We start from the raw sequence: 18,114 nt of genomic DNA on the forward strand, positions 1-18,114 counted from the left end.
CTTAATGCAACTTTTTGCTCAAGTCACGTGAAAACGAAGATATAACCTCACTACTACGCTTATCATCTTTACGTTCATGCATTATTTTTTTTACAGCATCAGCAGCTATACTCGCTGTGTTAGCTTGTAAATCCCCAAGAGCTTTTTCAACTTGGTCAGTAACTTTCTTCAAATTAGAATGGGAATTTTCATCTAACGTTTGATCGAGTTGCTGTCTATTATGCTTAATAATACTATTAGCCTTATCAAGTGCTTCATTCATCATTTTGTTAACTTCTGCATCTAATCTTTTGTATTTTTCAGAAGATTTTTTGTAATACTCCAACATATCTTTTCTGAATTTTTCAGTTTCTTCACTTGAAAACTTGCTTTTGTTACGTTTATTGTTAAGCGCGTTTTTTATTACCTTCCTTAACAATTTATATGAGAGGATAAAACCTACTAAAAAAGCAAGGCTTATAACTAGTAATGTAGACATAAAAACCCTAAAATTCTTTTGACACCAAGTCAGCAACAAATTCCTCTTCAATCTCAGAATTAGTTAACTTAGTATAGTAAATCAAAGCAATACTAGTAGCCATTTGTTTTAATTCACTAATATACTTAGATTTAAATTGTACTACCTTTTCTTCAACAAGTTTAATCATCTTCTTGTCTTCCTCTTCCAATATATCCTTAACATTCGCTCTCATTTCTTCTACTTGAGCAAATGCATCATCTATGATTTTTTTTGCCCGTACTCTAGCTTGATTTAAAGCTGCATTATACTTGGCAATTTGCTCTTCTGTAAGTCTTAAAAGGTGAATAGAACTATTAAATGAATCTAACACTTCTTTACTTCTAGTGCTTATTATTTCATCTAACTTCGGTAAAAACAAACAACTGACTACAAAAAAAAGTGAAGAGAAAAAAATTAAAAACCAAAAAATTTGAGAAGAGAAAGTTGAAACATCAAGCTGTGGCATCTGTTAAGCAGCAAATATTAATAACATTGCAAGTACAAACGCAAGCAACCCCATGATTTCAACCATGGCAGCACCAATATAAACGTAACTTTTCATTTTACCTTCTGACTCAGGATTTCTCGCAATCCCATTTAACATAGCAGAGAAGATATTAGCTATACCTAAACCAGCACCGAGCATTCCAAATACAGCCAAACCAATTGCTATAAATTTTAAAGCCACTAAATCCATATATTACCTTTAACTATTTCTTTATAATATAATTGTAAAATATTCTGCAAGGAAGTCAATTACTTTACTGCATCTGACAAATATACACATGTTAATATAGTAAATATATAAGCTTGCAAAACTGCAACAAATACTTCAAATCCTATTAGTGCAATTATAAACAAAAAAGGTGCAGGTGTAAAAAATATGTTCATATTTATGACGAATCCTGCTATCACTTTGATGATTGTATGACCCGCAATCATATTTGCTGCAAGCCTTATTGATAAACTAATCGGTCTTACTAAATAAGCAAATAATTTAATAATGATGATTATAGGTGCAAGCCACGAAGGAGTTCCTTTTGGTAGCAATATGCGTAAAAATTCTACTCCTCTTTCTTTAAACCCAACAATCGTTATATAAGTAAAAACCACCATTGATAAAGCGAAGGTAACTATCACATGACTTGTAACTGTGAAACTATAAGGAAGAACACCAACTAAATTACACGATAAAATGAAAATAAATACTGTAAATATCAAAGGAATGTGCTCCAAACCTTTGCTTCCAGTGTTACTTTCTATTATTGAAACAACAAAATCATATACATATTCAACTGCAGCTTGCAAATATCCTGGTATTACTGCACCTTTTCTTATTCCAAGGAGCAAAAACAGTACCATTAATATCACCGAGATCATCATAAAAAGAGATGAGTTGGTAAAGTTTATGTCATACCCAAATAATTTTGGTAGTTCTATTATTGTATATACTTTAAATTGTTCTAGCGGATTTAACGCCATTTTGACCCTGTATACTTAAACTGCAGCAGTAAATAAAGTATAAATTTTATAAAATAAAGTCAAGAATTAACATAAGGAGCTCTGTATTATTATAGCATTAATATATTAACAAAATATACAATTAAAATGCAAATTATAGTCAGCTACCAATCTTATTCTAAATTCTTGACTTAACATCTTATTTTAACTATAATTTAATTTTAATATGAGGCAATTATGAACGAAATAGATTTTACTAATCCACCTTTAAATTTAGAACAGGAATGTGGTAACGGGTACATCAAGTTTACAGATTATTCTTCTAACTCAGACACTGGTCTTTTCCACATGGCAGGTGAAATGCTAAATGAAAGCCATGATGTTATAGGAAATTTCACTGGTGATGCTTACATTTATAATTTCCATATAGATGATCACAATATGAACATTCAACTCTGCATGGAAATGGACTGCAAAGGTGATATAAAGAAAATTCTTTCTTTGTAGAAAAAGTAGGCTTCTCCTTCGTTTTTTACAATTAGAGAAGCTACTCACTACAACAAGCTTTAAAATCATTATATTTTACATTACAATAACTTTTTTATTTTCTGTTAAATAAATGAAGTTCACATTATCTTGGTTATTAGAGTACTTAGAAACCAATGCTAGTTTAGAGGAAATTACTGATAAATTAACTCACATAGGGTTGGAAGTAGAGAATGTGATCGACAATTCCAGATTGGCCGGGTTTGTTGTTGCAGAAGTATTAGAAGTCGCACCTCATCCAAATGCTGATAAATTAAAATTATGTAGAGTAAATGATGGAAGTAAAGTTCTGCAGATAGTCTGCGGAGCAAAAAATGTTAAAGAAGGCATGAAGACTGTACTTGCATCTCTTGGTAGCACATTGCCAGAAAGCAACTTTACAATTAAGCCTACAAAAATAAGAGGAGTGCTAAGTGAAGGGATGCTCTGCTCTGCCTCTGAGCTTTCGCTGACTCAAGATGAAAGTGAAGGAATAATCGAGCTTTCTGATGATTATAAAACAGGAGATAAATTTTTCAATTGCGATCCTGTAATTGACATAAACATCACTCCAAACCGTGGAGATTGCTTAGGTGTTTATGGAATAGCACGTGATCTAGCAGCAACTGGAATTGGAACGTTAAAGACTTTAATCATTCCACAACTTACCGCTTCTATGAACTCACTAATAAACGTCAAAGTCATCGATGGGGAGAGTTTTATTAGTGGAGTATATATCACTAATGTAAAAAATAAAGAGAGTCCAAAATGGCTAAAAGATAAATTGGAATCGATAGGAATGCGCTCCATTTCTGCAATAGTTGATATTACTAATTACATTATGATATCTTTCGGGCGCCCGATGCACGCGTATGATGCAAAAAAAATAGAAGGAGAGCTCATAGTACGCAAAGCAAATGATGAAGAAAAATTTATTGGTTTAAATGATAAAGAGTACTTATTAAACAAAGACATAAGCGTTATTTCTGATGATAAAAATGTTCATGGAATTGCTGGAATTATGGGCAGCAAGTATAGCGAATGTACACTTAAAACTACTGATATCTTTTTAGAGTCTGCTTGGTTTGACCCCATCTCCATCACTAAATCTTCAAGGCAGCTAGGCATCTCCACAGACTCAAGTTACAGATTTGCACGTTCAATTGACCCTGAATTTACCCTTGATGGACTCAATCTTGCAGCCAAAATGATTTTGGATTTATGTGGCGGAGAAGTGTCAAGCATAGTGTCTGCTGGCAATTTGAATAAGGCTGATACCAAGATAAATTTTGATTATCAAGATGCAAACAAACTTGGAAGTGTATCTGCATCACCTAATGAGCTATTCGATATTTTAACAAAGCTAGGGTTTAGTATCGATAAAAAAACCGAAGGTAATTGGAATATACAAGTACCAAGCTGGAGACCAGACATAAAAATACCTGCTGACCTAGTTGAAGAGGCAGTAAGAATATACGGCTATGATAAAATAAAGGAAGAGCAACTAGCAGAAGACGTTACAGTAGAAGAAGAGACACAAGATGATTTGCGCATTTTAATGACAAGCAGAGGATTTCATGAAGTGATAACTTGGTCTTTTATGAGTGAATCAATAGCTGAAAAGTTTGGTTACTTGAATAAGTTATTCATTATCGACAATCCATTTAATAATAACTTCAATATAATGAGGCCAAGTGTCATACCAAATTTGTTGCAAGTCACTGCAGATAATATTGCTCACGGGATATCTGATCTCGCAATTTTTGAAATTGGACCAATTTATAATGGTGAGGCTCAGTCTAAGTACGTTTTAAGTGGAATTAGATCAGGAAATAATTCGCCGAAAAACCACTATAACACTGATAGAAAAATAGATATTTTTGACGCAAAGGCTGACCTCATAACAGCTTTGGAACTTTTTAATGTCAATTGTGATAATTTAGCAATAGAGAGAGCAGAAAAAGAATATTATCACCCAGGAAAATCAGGCTCCTTATCTTTTAGAAGTAAAATAGTTGGTTATTTTGGAGAATTGCATCCGAGTATATTGGATTTTTTTAACATCAAACAAAAAATTGTAGGCTTTGAGTTGATATTAGAAAATATCGAAAATTTACCTATAAGTAGAAAAAAATTTATCGATTATAAATATCAAAGTGTAAAACGCGACTTTGCATTCATTGTAAATAAAGATGTAGCAGCAGGCAGTATAATCAATATGGTGAAAAAAAGCTCAGAGCTCATCACAGAAGTTTTGATATTTGATGTATATCATGGAAACAATATAGAATCGAATAAGATGTCTATAGCATTTTCAGTTACTTTCTGCTCTCCAACTCACACTTTAACTGAAGAGGAAATCCAAAAAGAATCAAATATGATAGTCAACTTAGTGTGTGAAAATACTGAAGGAACTTTGAGAGCTCATCATTAAGCCATAATCGCCGTTTCCTGATTTTGCTGTGTCACGTTTACTTCATCCAATTTATTTCCTATCTTGAATTCAATATCCTTGAAAAACCTATCCCACATTCCATGCAAATGCTCTTCTACTTTAGGCCATACATCATTTTTAAATGTCGTTCCATCATCAGAAAATAAATTACCCAAAAAAACTCCTACTTCCTCATAACTTGATTGAAAATGTTGAAGAAATGTTTCTACTTCCTTATGAGTATCATGTGCCACACTCAACGCTTTTCCTTCTGTGCTCTTATCCCCACGCATTGCAACGGCAAGACCTGTTTGAATATATCCCAAGCCTGTCCTAATAGCTTTTATAGGCTGCAGCCATGAACTCTTATCACTTTTTGGTACATTATTTACTATATTTTCCACCAACCTATTTATTAAAGGAGACAATAAATCTTGACAAAAATGTTTGATATTGTCTTTTGTCTTAATCACAGGACTTTTTATGCACTTTTCTGCCAAATAGTACTCAAGTTCTGCTCTCTCTAGTAACTTCTTAATTGCTTCTTCGTTAAAAATTTCATGCTCGAACGCCTTCAGTAAATCATCTTCTATTATTGCAAATTTTATTTTTTCACGAGATTCTAGTTCTTCTCTATAATCATTTATTGTTTTTTCATTTATCAATAATCCTTTTTCTTCCAATTTCAACTGTTCTAATGTTTTTAGAATTTCTTTGTTATTTTCTAAGTGCTTCTGTACTAGCTTTGTATTTGGATGCTTTTCTCCTCTTCTCTCTTGCTCATCTTTTAAGTACTTATTTAAATCCTTACTCCCTTCTATTATTTTTCTCAATAGCATAGGTTTTTCAGGTCTTTTTAAGTATTTTTCAATTCTCACTCGATGTGAATTAATCTTTTCTACTAGATCTGGTGCCTCCCTTTCTAATAACTTACATGAATTCTCTATACCCTTTGCTTGACTTTTAAACAAATCTTGCGTTTTACGTTTCGTTATTTCTAAATACATCTTTGCTATAAAAGCATTCACTTTACCTGAAGCTTCTTCTAAACTTTCCACATTCAAAGGACCTTTTATCTCCTCTTCTAAATCTCGAAACTGGTCTATTAAGCTTAGTATTCCTAACAGGCCTAACTCACCCTTTGCTTTTTTCATTACTGATTTTATTAGCTTTTGCTCAACTTCTTGATCATTATACTCGAACTTAAAAAGATCCTCTAATTTCCTTTTTAAATCATCATTTATTGAGTTATTTCCCTCTTTATCATCAGACATTTTTTCTAATTCTTGACGTACACTGTGATACCTTTCATGCCCTGCCTTTCTTAAATTCTCAATCTCTTTTTTAGCACTATTTAGAGCTGTTTCTGTTTCTTCACGATACTTCTCTTTATAAACATCAATGATTGTCCTTTCAGCTATTTTCCCTTCTTTTATAAGCTGTTTCCATTTTGCTTTAAATACAGGAAATTCACTATCTTCTAAGATATCTGGTACTTTTGCTCCTGCTTCTCTCAAATCTTTGATTATCACTTCTTTCTCATTTGGTAATTCCTTACCTTGACTTTCTAATTTCTGTTTCACTAAAGTATTTTTTAGCTCATCCTCCAGTGCAAAATCTTTTCCCCGTCTATTTTGCTGAAACTTAATTGCTTGTATAAAAGCAACTTGATAAGCATTTTCTATTAAGTGAGTTGTCAACTTAGAATCTATGCTACTCACCACTTTCAACCTGAACTCGCTTAACAATTCCTTCAGCTTATCATATGTAATCTCTTTCTTTTCTAGCTTCACCAGCTCTTCCATAGTTCTTGCGCATCCTTGAATGGAAGTTGCAAGTATATCCTTGATTTCATTACGCAATGGCTTAAGACCATTTTTTAAATTGATGTTAGTTGACAATTTCAGTACAATGTTATGCTCCGAATCCCTCGTTACACTAAACCACTGATTATTTTCATTCTCACATAAGTCTCTAAGTAATCGTTTAAATTGTGGTGGAAATTTTATTTCCATATCCCACGCAATATTTGGTCCAGGATTTCCCTTCTCATGAAAAGATACCTCTATATTTTGGTGCTTATTAGAATACTGCCCCATACTTATTTTAAGAGCAGTAACTAAAGAGTGAGATAACTCTCTATTTAAAAGATAAAAAGTAGCCAAAGCAACTGTTGCAGGAACGATTAAGGCTACAAGCACAGTCACATTAACAAAAATTGCCATTGCAGCAAGAGCGCCATATGCCAATCTTTTTGGCACACCTGTTTCACTCTTTTTTGTCTTATCTTCACCTACATCAGCTTGTGTCTTGCTGTCTGCTTTAAATCTACTATATATGACTAACCCCATTGCAGTAAAAACAATATAAGGAAGTACTAAAACTGATAGAGCTAAATTTAACACTTTCTTTTCTGGGCAAGCTCTATTTATTTCCCTAAATATTTCGCTTGATATATTATACCAGGAAGTAAAAAAGTCAGAGTTGTAATCTTTATAATGAAATATACTGAGTGGAATATCAAAAGTAGCAGCCTTGCTATCAAAGAATTCTTCCACTTCCTCTAAATCAGAAATAAATTCTCTCTCTTCTGAAGTAACAACACCTAAATCATTCCCTTCTTCTACATTAGAAACATCTTCCATAGCATCAAAAAACTCTTCTTCCTCTTCCAAAGCAACATTGGAAATAGATTGTACTTTATCTAAATCATCATTATTGTTATTTAAATCAACAATTTCTTTACAATCATCTGCAACAATCTGATTCATACTACAAACCTACCTAAAGCAGTCTCAGTATATCATAAATATTACTAACTTTGCAACTTTATTAACTTAATACCAACTATCAAATCTTGATATTCTTTAGAATAGAAATCGGCCTCGATCTCTTTATTAGTATCCAAAGATAAGGCAAGGGTCTGTTCTTTTATATATTTATTCCATGTAGTTATTGCTTCCTTAATTTTCTCATCTTCTGCTTTAATTATTACTCTGATTCTATCTGATATATGGAAATCAGCTTGTTTTCTAGTTTCTTGAATAAGCCTCACAACATCTCTCGCGAGTCCTTCTAGAATTAGTTCATCATTGAGCTCAGTACTCAGAACAACAATCCCTTTATTGTTATCAAATACAGAAGAATATTCACTATTTGCTTTTAATAATAGTTCATACTCACCTTTTTCTATAGTATAGCTCTCTGTTTCATCTCCCAGAAATATTTGCTCATTCTCAATTTGTCTCCACTTTTCTTCTTTGACATATTGAACTAGTTTCTTGATTTTATCTGCAACCTTCTTACCAAGTAGCGGAAAATTTAGTTTTAGCTCTAGTGACGCAACTTCTTTCAAATCACTTACTATTTCTAGTTCTTTTACATTCACCTCATCTCTTATTATCTCTTGATATTCATTTTTAAGGAAATCGCAGGAAGACCTATGATAAATGGTCATACTGCCAAGTGGCTGCCTGATGCGCATGTTAAACGTATTTCTGATGGATAATGCAGAGTTACATATCTCTCTTACCAAATCCATCTTGGCAATGAGTTCACTGTCATATCTATCTGATTGTGGAAAATCAGCCAAATGAACAGATGTTTCTTTGTACTCAAGCCCTTGCCATATAGTCTCTGTTATGAGTGGCAACAAAGGAGCTGCAGCCCGTAGTATGTAATAAAAAACTGTGTATAGAACATTATAAGCATCAGTTTTGTCTTGATCTAAATCATTTTTCCAAAAACGCTCACGACTACGACGAATATACCAATTATTTAACACTTCAAAGAAATTCATCAGGGTTTTACAAGCCTCTTGGGAATTATAGTTGTTCATAGAAGCTTGTATACTTTCCACAGCTTCAAAACATTTGGAAATCATGTAGCGATCAATGGTACTCTGATAATCTTTACAAACCTCAGCTCTAATTCCATCTGCATTTGCATACATGGTAAAAAAGTGATAACTATTCCAAATAGGTTTTATTACGTCCTTCAGAATATCTCGTATCGATTTTCCTTCTTTGTCGAGTAGTAAATTACCACCGCAAACAATGGAACCAGATAGCATAAGAAAACGCAGCGCATCAGAACCACATTTGTCAAAAACCTCCATTGGATCTGCATAATTATTTAAACGCTTGGATAATTTCTGACCTTTCACATCAAGAACCACACCGTGGCATATGCAATTCTTAAATGGCTCACTATCAAATAAAGCAGTGGAAAGCACAAAAAGCGTATAGAACCATCCTCTTGTTTGTGCTATATATTCAGTGATAAAATCCGCAGGGAAATTTTTCTCGAACCATTCTTTATTTTCAAACGGATAGTGAACTTGCGCGAACGGCATCGAGCCAGACTCAAACCAACAATCAAACACATCAGGCACACGACGCATAACTGATTTTCCTGTTGGATCATCAGGATTTGGTCTCGTCAAAGTATCGATAAACGGTCTGTGCAAGTCATCTATCTTAACATTAAAGTCTCGCTCTAGTTCTGCTATTGAGCCATACACATCCACTCTTGGATATTTTGCATCGTCTGATTTCCACACAGGAATTGGAGTACCCCAGAATCGATTGCGTGAAATAGACCAGTCGCGCGCTCCTTCAAGCCATTTTCCAAATTGACCATCTCTAATGTGGTTTGGTATCCAATTAACTCTCTTATTTAGCTCTACCATTCTGCTTTTGAATTTTGTAACGGCAACATACCAAGAAGGCATAGTGCGGTAGATTAAAGGAGTGTCAGTTCTCCAGCAGTGTGGATAATTGTGAATATATTGCTCAGTTTTAAACCAGCTCCCCTGCCTTTTTAATTTCTTGATTACTGTATCATTGGCATCAAAAACATGAACTCCTGTTAAATCTGAAACTTCTGCAGTAAATTTCCCACCGTTATCAATTGGACAAACAGCTCGAATATCATGGCTTTGGCAAAGGTAAAAATCTTCTTCACCAAATCCAGGAGCAGTGTGCACAACACCAGTACCATCTTCTCCTGTAACATAATCAGCAATGAAAACACGGAACGCATTTTTTGTATCTTTAAAGTAATCAAACAGTGGTTTATAAGGAAGACCTGCAAGATCACTCGCTTTAAGTTTTGTATTACAGTTTTCATATTGAATATTGCTTTGTTCACAGTGGCTGACAAATTTCTCTAAATAACTTTCAGCAAAGATGCAGACTTCACCATTTACTAACACCATACAATACTCAATATCCTCCCCTACTGCCAGTGCAAGATTGCTCGGCAACGTCCAAGGCGTTGTAGTCCAAGCAAGTAATCTACATTTTTGTTTAAATTGCTTTGGATTTTCTAAAAGTTCAAAAGCAACAGTTACAGCTTTGCTAATTTTTTCTCTATATGCATTATCAAGCCTTGTTTCAAAATTAGAGAGTGGAGTTTCGCACGCCCAGCTATAGGGAACAACGCGTATTGATTCATACACCAGACCTTTATCATAAAGCTGCTTAAATGCCCACATGACCGACTCCATGAATGACTTATCCATAGTCTTATAGTCATTGTGAAAATCTACCCATCTTGCTTGTCTATTTACATACTTCTCCCATTCTGATGAAAATTTCATCACAGAAGTACGGCAATGATTATTGAATTTTTCAATGCCAAATTTCTCTATCTCAGTTCTACCAGATATTCTAAGTTCCTTTTCCGCGCCCATCTCAGCCGGTAGCCCATGGCAATCCCAACCAAATCTGCGTTCAACCCTTTTTTGCAGCATAGTTTGATATCTTGCAAATGCATCTTTTATAAAACCAGTAAGCAAGTGTCCGTAATGCGGAAGTCCATTTGCAAACGGAGGCCCATCATAAAATACAAAACAATGATCCTTGGAACGTTTCTCGACTGACTGCTCAAAAATTTTATTTTCCTGCCAAAATTTTATGATTTCCTTTTCTAGCAATGAAAAATCAGGACTGCTGCTTGTATCAGGATAATACTTCATATTCATTTTAACTGGATAAAATCAAAGAATATAGAGCTTTCTGGAAAATTACAAATCCAAAAACTCTGTTTCTATAAACATTGATAGGTGTTGACATTATTATACAGCATATTAATAAATCAGACTTATTTACTTAAGTTAAAGATGAATAAAGACAATAACAGTTGGCCTTATCAGAAATTTCACGATGCTAACAAAAATAATAGTAAAAGCAGCGTTATTTGGAGATCGCTTTCTTATGAATATAATAATTCTGGAAAGGTTGAAAAAGTACACTATCAGTGGGAAAAGAAAAAAAATCCCGCAAATCTATTATATCAAGTCTCATATGATTGCGTAACAGAGAGTTGTAGTCCTTTAAGGATTAAATCTAGATAGCTTATAAACTTATAAAAACACACAAAGTGCTTCTACATGAGAGCATAGGAGCACTTTTCTCTAATTAGGCAGCGCATCCCAACAAACTATTTTGCCGAGCTTCCAATATCCTTACATTTACTATTTTATCTTTGTATTTATCGTCAGGGTCATCAACGCATACTGATTGCATGTATGGGCTTTTACCAATAATTTGATTTTGGTGTTTACCTTTTTTATCACTGAATAGAACAGGAATAGTTTTTCCTATCATACTCTGATTAAATTCAAGTTGTTGCTTGCTAATTAATTCCTGTAAACGAAGAAGACGCTCTGTTTTAACCTCTTCTGGTACTTGATCTTTTCTTTCCGCCCCTGGCGTTCCTGGCCTTGGGCTATATTTAAAACTATAAGCCTGAGCGTACTTTACTTTTTCTACTAACTTCATAGTTTCCTCAAAATCTTTTTCAGTTTCTCCAGGAAAACCAACAATAAAATCAGAAGAAAATTCGATTTCAGGTTTCAATTTGCGCAATCTGTCTATTATTCCCAAATACTCCTCTGCAGTGTGTTTCCTGTTCATTGCATGCAATATTTTATTCGAACCTGACTGCACAGGTAGGTGAACAAACGGCATGAGTTTTGATTCCTCCGCATGTACCAAGTAGAGAGATTCGTGCATATCTCTTGGATGAGAAGTTGTGTAGCGGATTCTTTCTAGCTTTTCAATTTTAGCAATGTGACTAATTAATTTTCCTAAATCCCACACCTCTCCTTCGCACTCTCCATGATAAGCATTGACGTTCTGACCAAGTAAAGTAATTTCCTTTGCTCCGTTTTTAACCAAATTCAATGCTTCACGAAATATTTCATTTACTGGTCGTGAATACTCAGCCCCGCGTGTATATGGTACCACACAAAACGTACAAAATTTATCACAACCTTCTTGTATGGCAAGAAACGCAGAAGACCCCTGGCTATTGCCATAGCATTCATCCGGCAATTTATCAAACTTTGCAACTTCTGGAAAATCAGTATTTATTACATGACCTTTACTTCTGCTTGCTTTGACTATCAACTCCGGTAAAGCAGGAATACTCTGCGGACCAACAACAATATCAACAAAAGGAGCCCTTCTGAACACTTCTTCTCCCTCTGCTTGCGCTACACATCCAGCCACCACTATGGTCATTTCCTTATTTTTTTGTGATGAATGGATTCTTCCAAGCTCTGAGTAAAGCTTTTCTGCTGCCTTTTCTCTAATATGACAAGTATTTAATATCACCAAATCAGCTTGTTCTGCATCACTAACAACGTTGAACCCTAAAGGCTTAACTATATTCTCCATTAAAATGGAGTCATAAACGTTCATCTGACAGCCGTAAGTTTTAATATATAGGCCTTTCATATTTAAAATTCTTCACACAAATTCTAGCAAATTATACGAAAAACTGAATTCTAGTACAACAGCCAATAAAGATTGCTTGACAAACCTTCTCGCTTTCCTTACTCTAACAGTAGAGGTATTTTAAGAGCTCAAAAATCTATCTTCGTCTGCAGACTTTTCAGTCAATTTTTCAAAAAAAAACGTAGTGTATCTTCTTCAGCACGTGTTCAAATTCTGTTGTATGTGCGCTGCATTTTCTTTCTAATCTTTCAGGAGGATTTTATGTCCAGAATTCCAGATACTTAACCTTTATTCTTAAGCTAAAAACCGATTGGTACCTATGGTTTTTATAAAGAAAGTGCAAAAAATACTTTAAAGAATATGAAATAAAGGTAGAAAAGGTTTGAGTAACCAAAAACTGTTTCCAGGCATAAATTTGTTATGTATACCAAAAAGTAATTACACTAATATAATATTCACACTTATATGCTAATATAGATATAATACTAATTAAAGAGCATGTTATGCAAGAAGAAGTATCAGATTTTACAGATGCTCTTTGTCAAAATAAATGTGATTCCTTTCGAGTGACACTCTCCTATATCTTTCTTTAGGTTATACAGAAGTCTAACACAATTATAGAACAAGCGTAAAAGTTCTGGTAAAGTAGTTTTATTTACAAAAAATATGCTACTTGATATTGAAAAACGCAGCATAACAAATGCACTGTGGAAGTTACAAGAAGCAGATCAAAGGGAGATTTTTACTCTTATACAGAGATTTGAGTTGCCAGAAATATTAGCAAGAATATTAGTTGCTCGTGGTGTTAACATAGAAAATGCACATGACTTCTTACACCCACTAATCAGATCGCTATTACCAGATCCCTTTCACCTCCTTGATATGGATAAAGCTGTTTCTCACATAATAAAAGCAATAAACAATAATGAGAATATTGCAATATTTGGTGATTACGATGTTGATGGTGCAACGTCATCAGCATTGATTAATAGGTACCTAAGAGCGATTGGAACACACTCTATAATCTATATTCCAGATCGTGTTGATGAGGGCTATGGATTGAACACAGATGCTTTATTACAACTTAAAAAGAATGGTATTGATTTATGTATTTCTGTTGATTGCGGTACGCTTGCATATCAACCGATAGAAGAGGCAAAGGTCTTTGGACTTGATATTATAGTTGTCGATCATCACCTTGGTACAGAAAAATTACCAAGTGCTGCAGCAGTTGTTAATCCCAACCGCCTTGATGAGAGCTCTCCTTATACTAATCTTGCAGCAGTTGGAGTGTCATTTCTGCTAATTGTTGCTCTTAATAGAAGCCTACGTGAGCAAGGATTTTTTACCAACAAAAAAGAACCAGATTTATTTGATCTACTGGATTTGGTTGCTCTTGGAACTGTTTGCGATGTTATGCAGATTACAGGCCTAAATAGGGCTTTTGTTTTACAAGGATTAAAAGTTATGTCAGCAAGAAAAAATGTTGGCTTACGTGTTTTGTTTGACGCTTTGGGAATCCTTGAAAAACCAAGTGTTTCGCGATTAGGGTTTAGTATTGGGCCATGTATAAATGCCGGAGGAAGAATTGGAGAAGCATCGCTCGGTGCAAGGTTGCTTTCCACCGATGATGATGATGATGCACATTCAATCGCGCTAAAACTAATAGATTTGAATAATGCAAGAAAAATGCTAGAAAATGAGGCTATTTTGGAAGCCACAACACAAGCGGAAAATTTTGCCCACTTAGGTGTAAATTTTATAATGGTAAGTGGTAATTGGCACCAGGGAATAATTGGTATCATTGCATCAAGACTAAAAGAGCAGTTTCACTTACCAACGATAGTGATATCTTTAAACAATGGAATAGGAAAAGCAAGCTGTAGGTCAATTTCTGGAGTAGATATTGGTGCTGCGGTTCTTTCTGCAAAATTTACCAACCTAATCATTGAAGGTGGTGGTCACAGTATGGCAGCAGGATTTTCGATTGAAGAAGATAAAATAAGTGATCTACATGATTTCTTTACTGAAAGATTTGCAAACTCTACAAATGACAAAATCATAAAGGCTGATGGTATAGTAACAGCTAAAGCAATAAACTTATCCTTGTGGAATCAATTGCAACGCTTAGAGCCATTTGGTGTTGGCAATCCTGAACCGAGATTCATCATTCAAGGAGCAAAGATAAGAAAGCCGGAAGTTATAGGAGTTGACCATATAAAATGTTTTATTGCTGACGATAATGTTATGGTCAAAGCTATTGCGTTTCGCTGTGCAAATACTGAGCTTGGCTCTGCTATTATGCAGGGTAATGTTAAAGCCATTTTGGGTAAAATCTCTATGAATTACTGGAATGGCAATGAATTTGTGCAGTTTTTAATAGAGGATGTATTGACCATTAGTTGAGTTACTATTTTACAATAATTACCTATCAATCTCACCAAAGACTATATCGAGTGAACCGATAATTGCTGCAATGTCAGCAAGCATGTGTCCTTTTGCCATGAAATCTAAGGCCTGTAAATGCGCAAAGCCAGGTGCTCTTATTCGACATCTATAAGGTCTATTGGTACCATCTGAAACTATATATACTCCAAACTCGCCTTTTGGCGCTTCAACAGCCACATAAGCCTCACCTTCTGGCACATGATATCCTTCTGAATAAAGCTTAAAATGATGAATCATAGCCTCCATGGATTCTTTCATTTCTGCTCTTGGCGGTGGAGAAATTTTTCTATCTTCAGTTTTTATTGACCCTTCAGGCATCTTCTCTATGCATTGCTTCACCAAGCTAACAGACTGCCTAATCTCTGCCATTCTTACTAAATAACGATCATAACAGTCACCATTTTGGCCGATAGGTATATCAAAATCTAACTGATCATATATCTCATATGGCTGGCTTTTTCGCAAGTCCCAAGCAAGTCCAGCAGCACGGAGCATTGGTCCACTAAAGCCCCAATCAAGCGCCTGTTTTATTGATATTTCACTAATTCCTACAGTGCGTTGCTTCCATATCCTATTTTCCGTTAAAAGTTCATCAACATCATCTATATACTTTGGAAATTGCTCTATAAATTTTGCAATATCTTCAATCAAACCTTCTGGGATATCTGCTGCAAGTCCACCTGGCCTTATATAAGCTGCGTGAAATCTTGCACCTGAGGCCCTTTCATAGAACTCGAGTATTTTTTCTCTCTCTTCAAAGAGCCATAAAAGAGGAGTCATCGCCCCAACATCAAGTGCTTGAGAAGAGATATTTAGTAAATGATTTAGTATTCTTGTCAGCTCACAAAACAAAACACGCAAATATTTTGCTCTAATTGGAATTTCACATTGCAACAATTTCTCTACACACAACGAATATGCATGCTCTTGTGACATTGGCGACACATAATCAAGGCGGTCAAAATAAGGCAGAGCTTGAAGATATGTTTTATGTTCTATCAATTTTTCAGTGCCACGGTGCAAAAGCCCAATATGGGGATCTGCTCTCTCGATCACTTCACCATCCATCTCTAAAACAAGTCGTAGCACCCCATGTGCAGCTGGGTGCTGAGGACCAAAATTTAGCATCATTGTCTTTAGATCAGGCATGCTTTGGTAGCTTAAGGTATTGGAATTGTATAGGGTAAAATGTGCTTAAAGTCAATAGGCTTCTTGTACAAGCTATAACTCATCGTTACAATAGAAAAACTCTCAAAAACTTCACCACTTCTTCATGATCTGATAGACAATGTTTATGTGTCACATACAATTATTGCACTTATGTTGATCAAGGCAGCGAAATTATGTATAGATAATTTTGATTGAGAAATAGTTTTTCTACTATATAAATTCTACTTTAGAGTAATCAAAATTAATGAAAGACAATAAATATAGTTTAGGTTTAAGGATCATTCATTGGTTAATGTCTGCTTTTATTATTGGCATGCTTTGTTCTGGACTATACATGAAAAATTTGCCGATTAGCAGTGAAATTAAATTCAGCATATACGCTGTTCATAAGGCTTGTGGTATCACCGTTCTTGGATTAATTATAGTACGTATATTTTTTCGCGTCTTTACTTATGTTCCGCCATTACCAGCCAATTTTTCTCGATTTGTAATCAATGCGAGCAAAACGATACACTTTGGTTTATATGCTTTGATGGTGCTAATGCCACTATCTGGTTATGTCATGTCTTCTGCTTCTAGCAAAGAGATCAAATATTTTTTTCATATCCCTTTATTAATTAACCATAATGCAGATCTAGCTAGTGCAGCTAATCAGTTACACTCGATACTTGCATATTTTATGATACTCTTTATAGCCTTGCATATAATTGGTGCTTTAAAACACACATTTATAGATAAACAAAACATTTTTAAACGTATGATATAGGTTATATGTTAAGTAGCCTCTGGAAAAAAGGAACAAATTTTCTCGGTAGTGAGTTTGCCATAATGGGTGGCGCTATGAGCTGGGTTTCAGAGAGAAATTTAGTTTCAGCAATCTCAAATGCTGGTGGATTTGGCGTGATTGCTTGCGGTGCAATGTTTCCAGACTTACTGAAAAAAGAAATCATAGAGACACAGAAATTAACTAACAAACCATTTGGTGTGAATCTAATTACTATGCACCCAAAGTTGAGTGAGTTGATAGATGTGTGCATTGAAACGAAAGTAAGCCATATAGTGCTTGCAGGTGGACTACCAACGAAGCCTAATATAGAAAAAATCAAGAGTGCGGGCATTGAAGTTATGTGTTTTGCACCAGCATTAAGCCTCGCGAAAAGGTTAGTAAAAATGGGAGTAGATGCGTTAATAATAGAAGGTATGGAAGCAGGAGGACATATCGGTCCTGTTAGCACTTCTGTTCTCGCACAGGAGATATTACCTCATTTTAAAAATGAGAAAACACCGGTGTTTGTTGCAGGTGGAATAGGAAGAGGTGAAATGATAGTGAACTACCTAGAAATGGGAGCAAGTGGCTGTCAAATAGGTACATTATTTGTCTGCACGAATGAGTCAATCGCTCACAAAAATTTTAAAGAAGTATTCATCAAATCAGCTGCGCGTAATGCTGTATCTTCTGTGCAGATTAGTGCTGATTTCCCTGTAATTCCAGTAAGAGCTATAGTTAACAAAGCAAGTGATGATTTTATGAAGCATCAAAGAGACATTATCGATAAATATCAAAATGGAAAGATCTCAAAAGAAAATGGGCAGCTTGAAATAGAAAAGTTCTGGGCTGGAGCTTTAAGAAGGGCAGTAATTGATGGAGATGTTGAAACAGGATCTTTAATGGCCGGTCAAAGTGTTGGCATGGTTGATAGAGAAAAGCCTGTAAAAGAAGTAATAGATATGCTAGTTCAACAGGCAAGCAATTATGTTGAAATGCAAAATCAGTAATCAGCAAAGAAAATAGTTAGCAAATTGCTATAATTATCCGTAATAAGGCATAACTG

The 18,114-nt window shown here is 34.8% G+C and carries 14 protein-coding genes; 6 read left to right on the forward strand and 8 right to left on the reverse strand.

Annotated features, from left to right (window positions below; translation table 11 throughout):
• Position 1: 1 nt before the first annotated feature.
• The 4 genes from ABWU65_RS03305 to ABWU65_RS03320 are packed head-to-tail and all read right to left on the reverse strand — an operon-like array spanning position 2 to position 1,981.
• Positions 2–478 carry a hypothetical protein gene (locus ABWU65_RS03305; protein ID WP_265025300.1) on the reverse strand — a complete coding sequence of 159 codons (477 nt, stop codon included), beginning with the start codon at positions 476–478 and terminating at the stop codon, positions 2–4.
• A gap of 7 nt (positions 479–485) precedes the next feature.
• Complete coding sequence (locus ABWU65_RS03310) at positions 486–965, reverse strand: ATP synthase F0 subunit B (RefSeq protein ID WP_007302046.1); 480 nt, start codon at positions 963–965, stop codon at positions 486–488.
• 3 nt (positions 966–968) lie between these two features.
• Positions 969–1,196, reverse strand: coding sequence for a F0F1 ATP synthase subunit C (locus ABWU65_RS03315; RefSeq protein ID WP_006014985.1), 228 nt, complete (start codon positions 1,194–1,196; stop codon positions 969–971).
• A 59-nt stretch (positions 1,197–1,255) separates the two neighbouring features.
• Positions 1,256–1,981, reverse strand: a complete 726-nt coding sequence (locus tag ABWU65_RS03320; RefSeq protein ID WP_007302047.1) for a F0F1 ATP synthase subunit A — start codon at positions 1,979–1,981, stop codon at positions 1,256–1,258.
• A gap of 216 nt (positions 1,982–2,197) precedes the next feature.
• Between ABWU65_RS03320 and ABWU65_RS03325 the strand changes: the two genes are divergently transcribed.
• The gene (locus ABWU65_RS03325) at positions 2,198–2,467 is read left to right on the forward strand and encodes a hypothetical protein (protein ID WP_010402566.1); all 270 of its coding nucleotides are present in this window, start codon (positions 2,198–2,200) and stop codon (positions 2,465–2,467) included.
• Between the two features lie 112 nt (positions 2,468–2,579).
• Positions 2,580–4,919, forward strand: a complete 2,340-nt coding sequence (gene pheT, locus ABWU65_RS03330) for a phenylalanine--tRNA ligase subunit beta (RefSeq protein ID WP_007302049.1) — start codon at positions 2,580–2,582, stop codon at positions 4,917–4,919.
• Here pheT and ABWU65_RS03335 read toward each other — a convergent pair.
• The gene (locus tag ABWU65_RS03335) at positions 4,916–7,690 is read right to left on the reverse strand and encodes a hypothetical protein (protein WP_353280300.1); all 2,775 of its coding nucleotides are present in this window, start codon (positions 7,688–7,690) and stop codon (positions 4,916–4,918) included. The genes pheT and ABWU65_RS03335 overlap by 4 nt on opposite strands.
• Positions 7,691–7,734: 44 nt before the next feature.
• On the reverse strand, positions 7,735–10,905 hold the full coding sequence (ileS, locus tag ABWU65_RS03340) for an isoleucine--tRNA ligase (protein WP_353280301.1): 3,171 nt from the start codon (positions 10,903–10,905) through the stop codon (positions 7,735–7,737).
• Positions 10,906–11,043: 138 nt separating this feature from the next.
• On the opposite strand from ileS, the gene ABWU65_RS03345 reads away from it, so the two are divergent.
• Positions 11,044–11,277 (forward strand): hypothetical protein, encoded by a 234-nt coding sequence (locus tag ABWU65_RS03345; RefSeq protein ID WP_010402600.1) that lies wholly within the window; start codon positions 11,044–11,046, stop codon positions 11,275–11,277.
• Between the two features lie 64 nt (positions 11,278–11,341).
• On the opposite strand, the gene miaB is transcribed toward ABWU65_RS03345, so the two are convergent.
• Positions 11,342–12,664: a tRNA (N6-isopentenyl adenosine(37)-C2)-methylthiotransferase MiaB gene (miaB, locus tag ABWU65_RS03350; protein ID WP_012481870.1), complete on the reverse strand. Its 1,323-nt coding sequence runs from the start codon at positions 12,662–12,664 to the stop codon at positions 11,342–11,344.
• A gap of 666 nt (positions 12,665–13,330) precedes the next feature.
• Here miaB and recJ point away from each other — a divergent pair.
• Complete coding sequence (recJ, locus tag ABWU65_RS03355; protein ID WP_149168653.1) at positions 13,331–15,070, forward strand: single-stranded-DNA-specific exonuclease RecJ; 1,740 nt, start codon at positions 13,331–13,333, stop codon at positions 15,068–15,070.
• A gap of 18 nt (positions 15,071–15,088) precedes the next feature.
• Here recJ and ABWU65_RS03360 read toward each other — a convergent pair whose 3' ends face one another.
• Positions 15,089–16,261 (reverse strand): NADH-quinone oxidoreductase subunit D, encoded by a 1,173-nt coding sequence (locus ABWU65_RS03360; RefSeq protein ID WP_265024885.1) that lies wholly within the window; start codon positions 16,259–16,261, stop codon positions 15,089–15,091.
• A gap of 265 nt (positions 16,262–16,526) precedes the next feature.
• Between ABWU65_RS03360 and ABWU65_RS03365 the strand changes: the two genes are divergently transcribed.
• Together ABWU65_RS03365 and ABWU65_RS03370 are read left to right on the forward strand one after the other, a co-directional pair.
• Positions 16,527–17,048 carry a cytochrome b gene (locus ABWU65_RS03365; RefSeq protein WP_007302055.1) on the forward strand — a complete coding sequence of 174 codons (522 nt, stop codon included), beginning with the start codon at positions 16,527–16,529 and terminating at the stop codon, positions 17,046–17,048.
• A gap of 5 nt (positions 17,049–17,053) precedes the next feature.
• A complete protein-coding gene (locus ABWU65_RS03370) occupies positions 17,054–18,058 on the forward strand; it encodes an NAD(P)H-dependent flavin oxidoreductase (protein ID WP_264376611.1) in 1,005 nt (334 codons plus the stop codon).
• The last annotated feature ends 56 nt before the right edge of the window (positions 18,059–18,114 follow it).

Source organism: Wolbachia endosymbiont (group B) of Silvanus unidentatus (genome assembly GCF_964028615.1).
GTDB lineage: Bacteria > Pseudomonadota > Alphaproteobacteria > Rickettsiales > Anaplasmataceae > Wolbachia.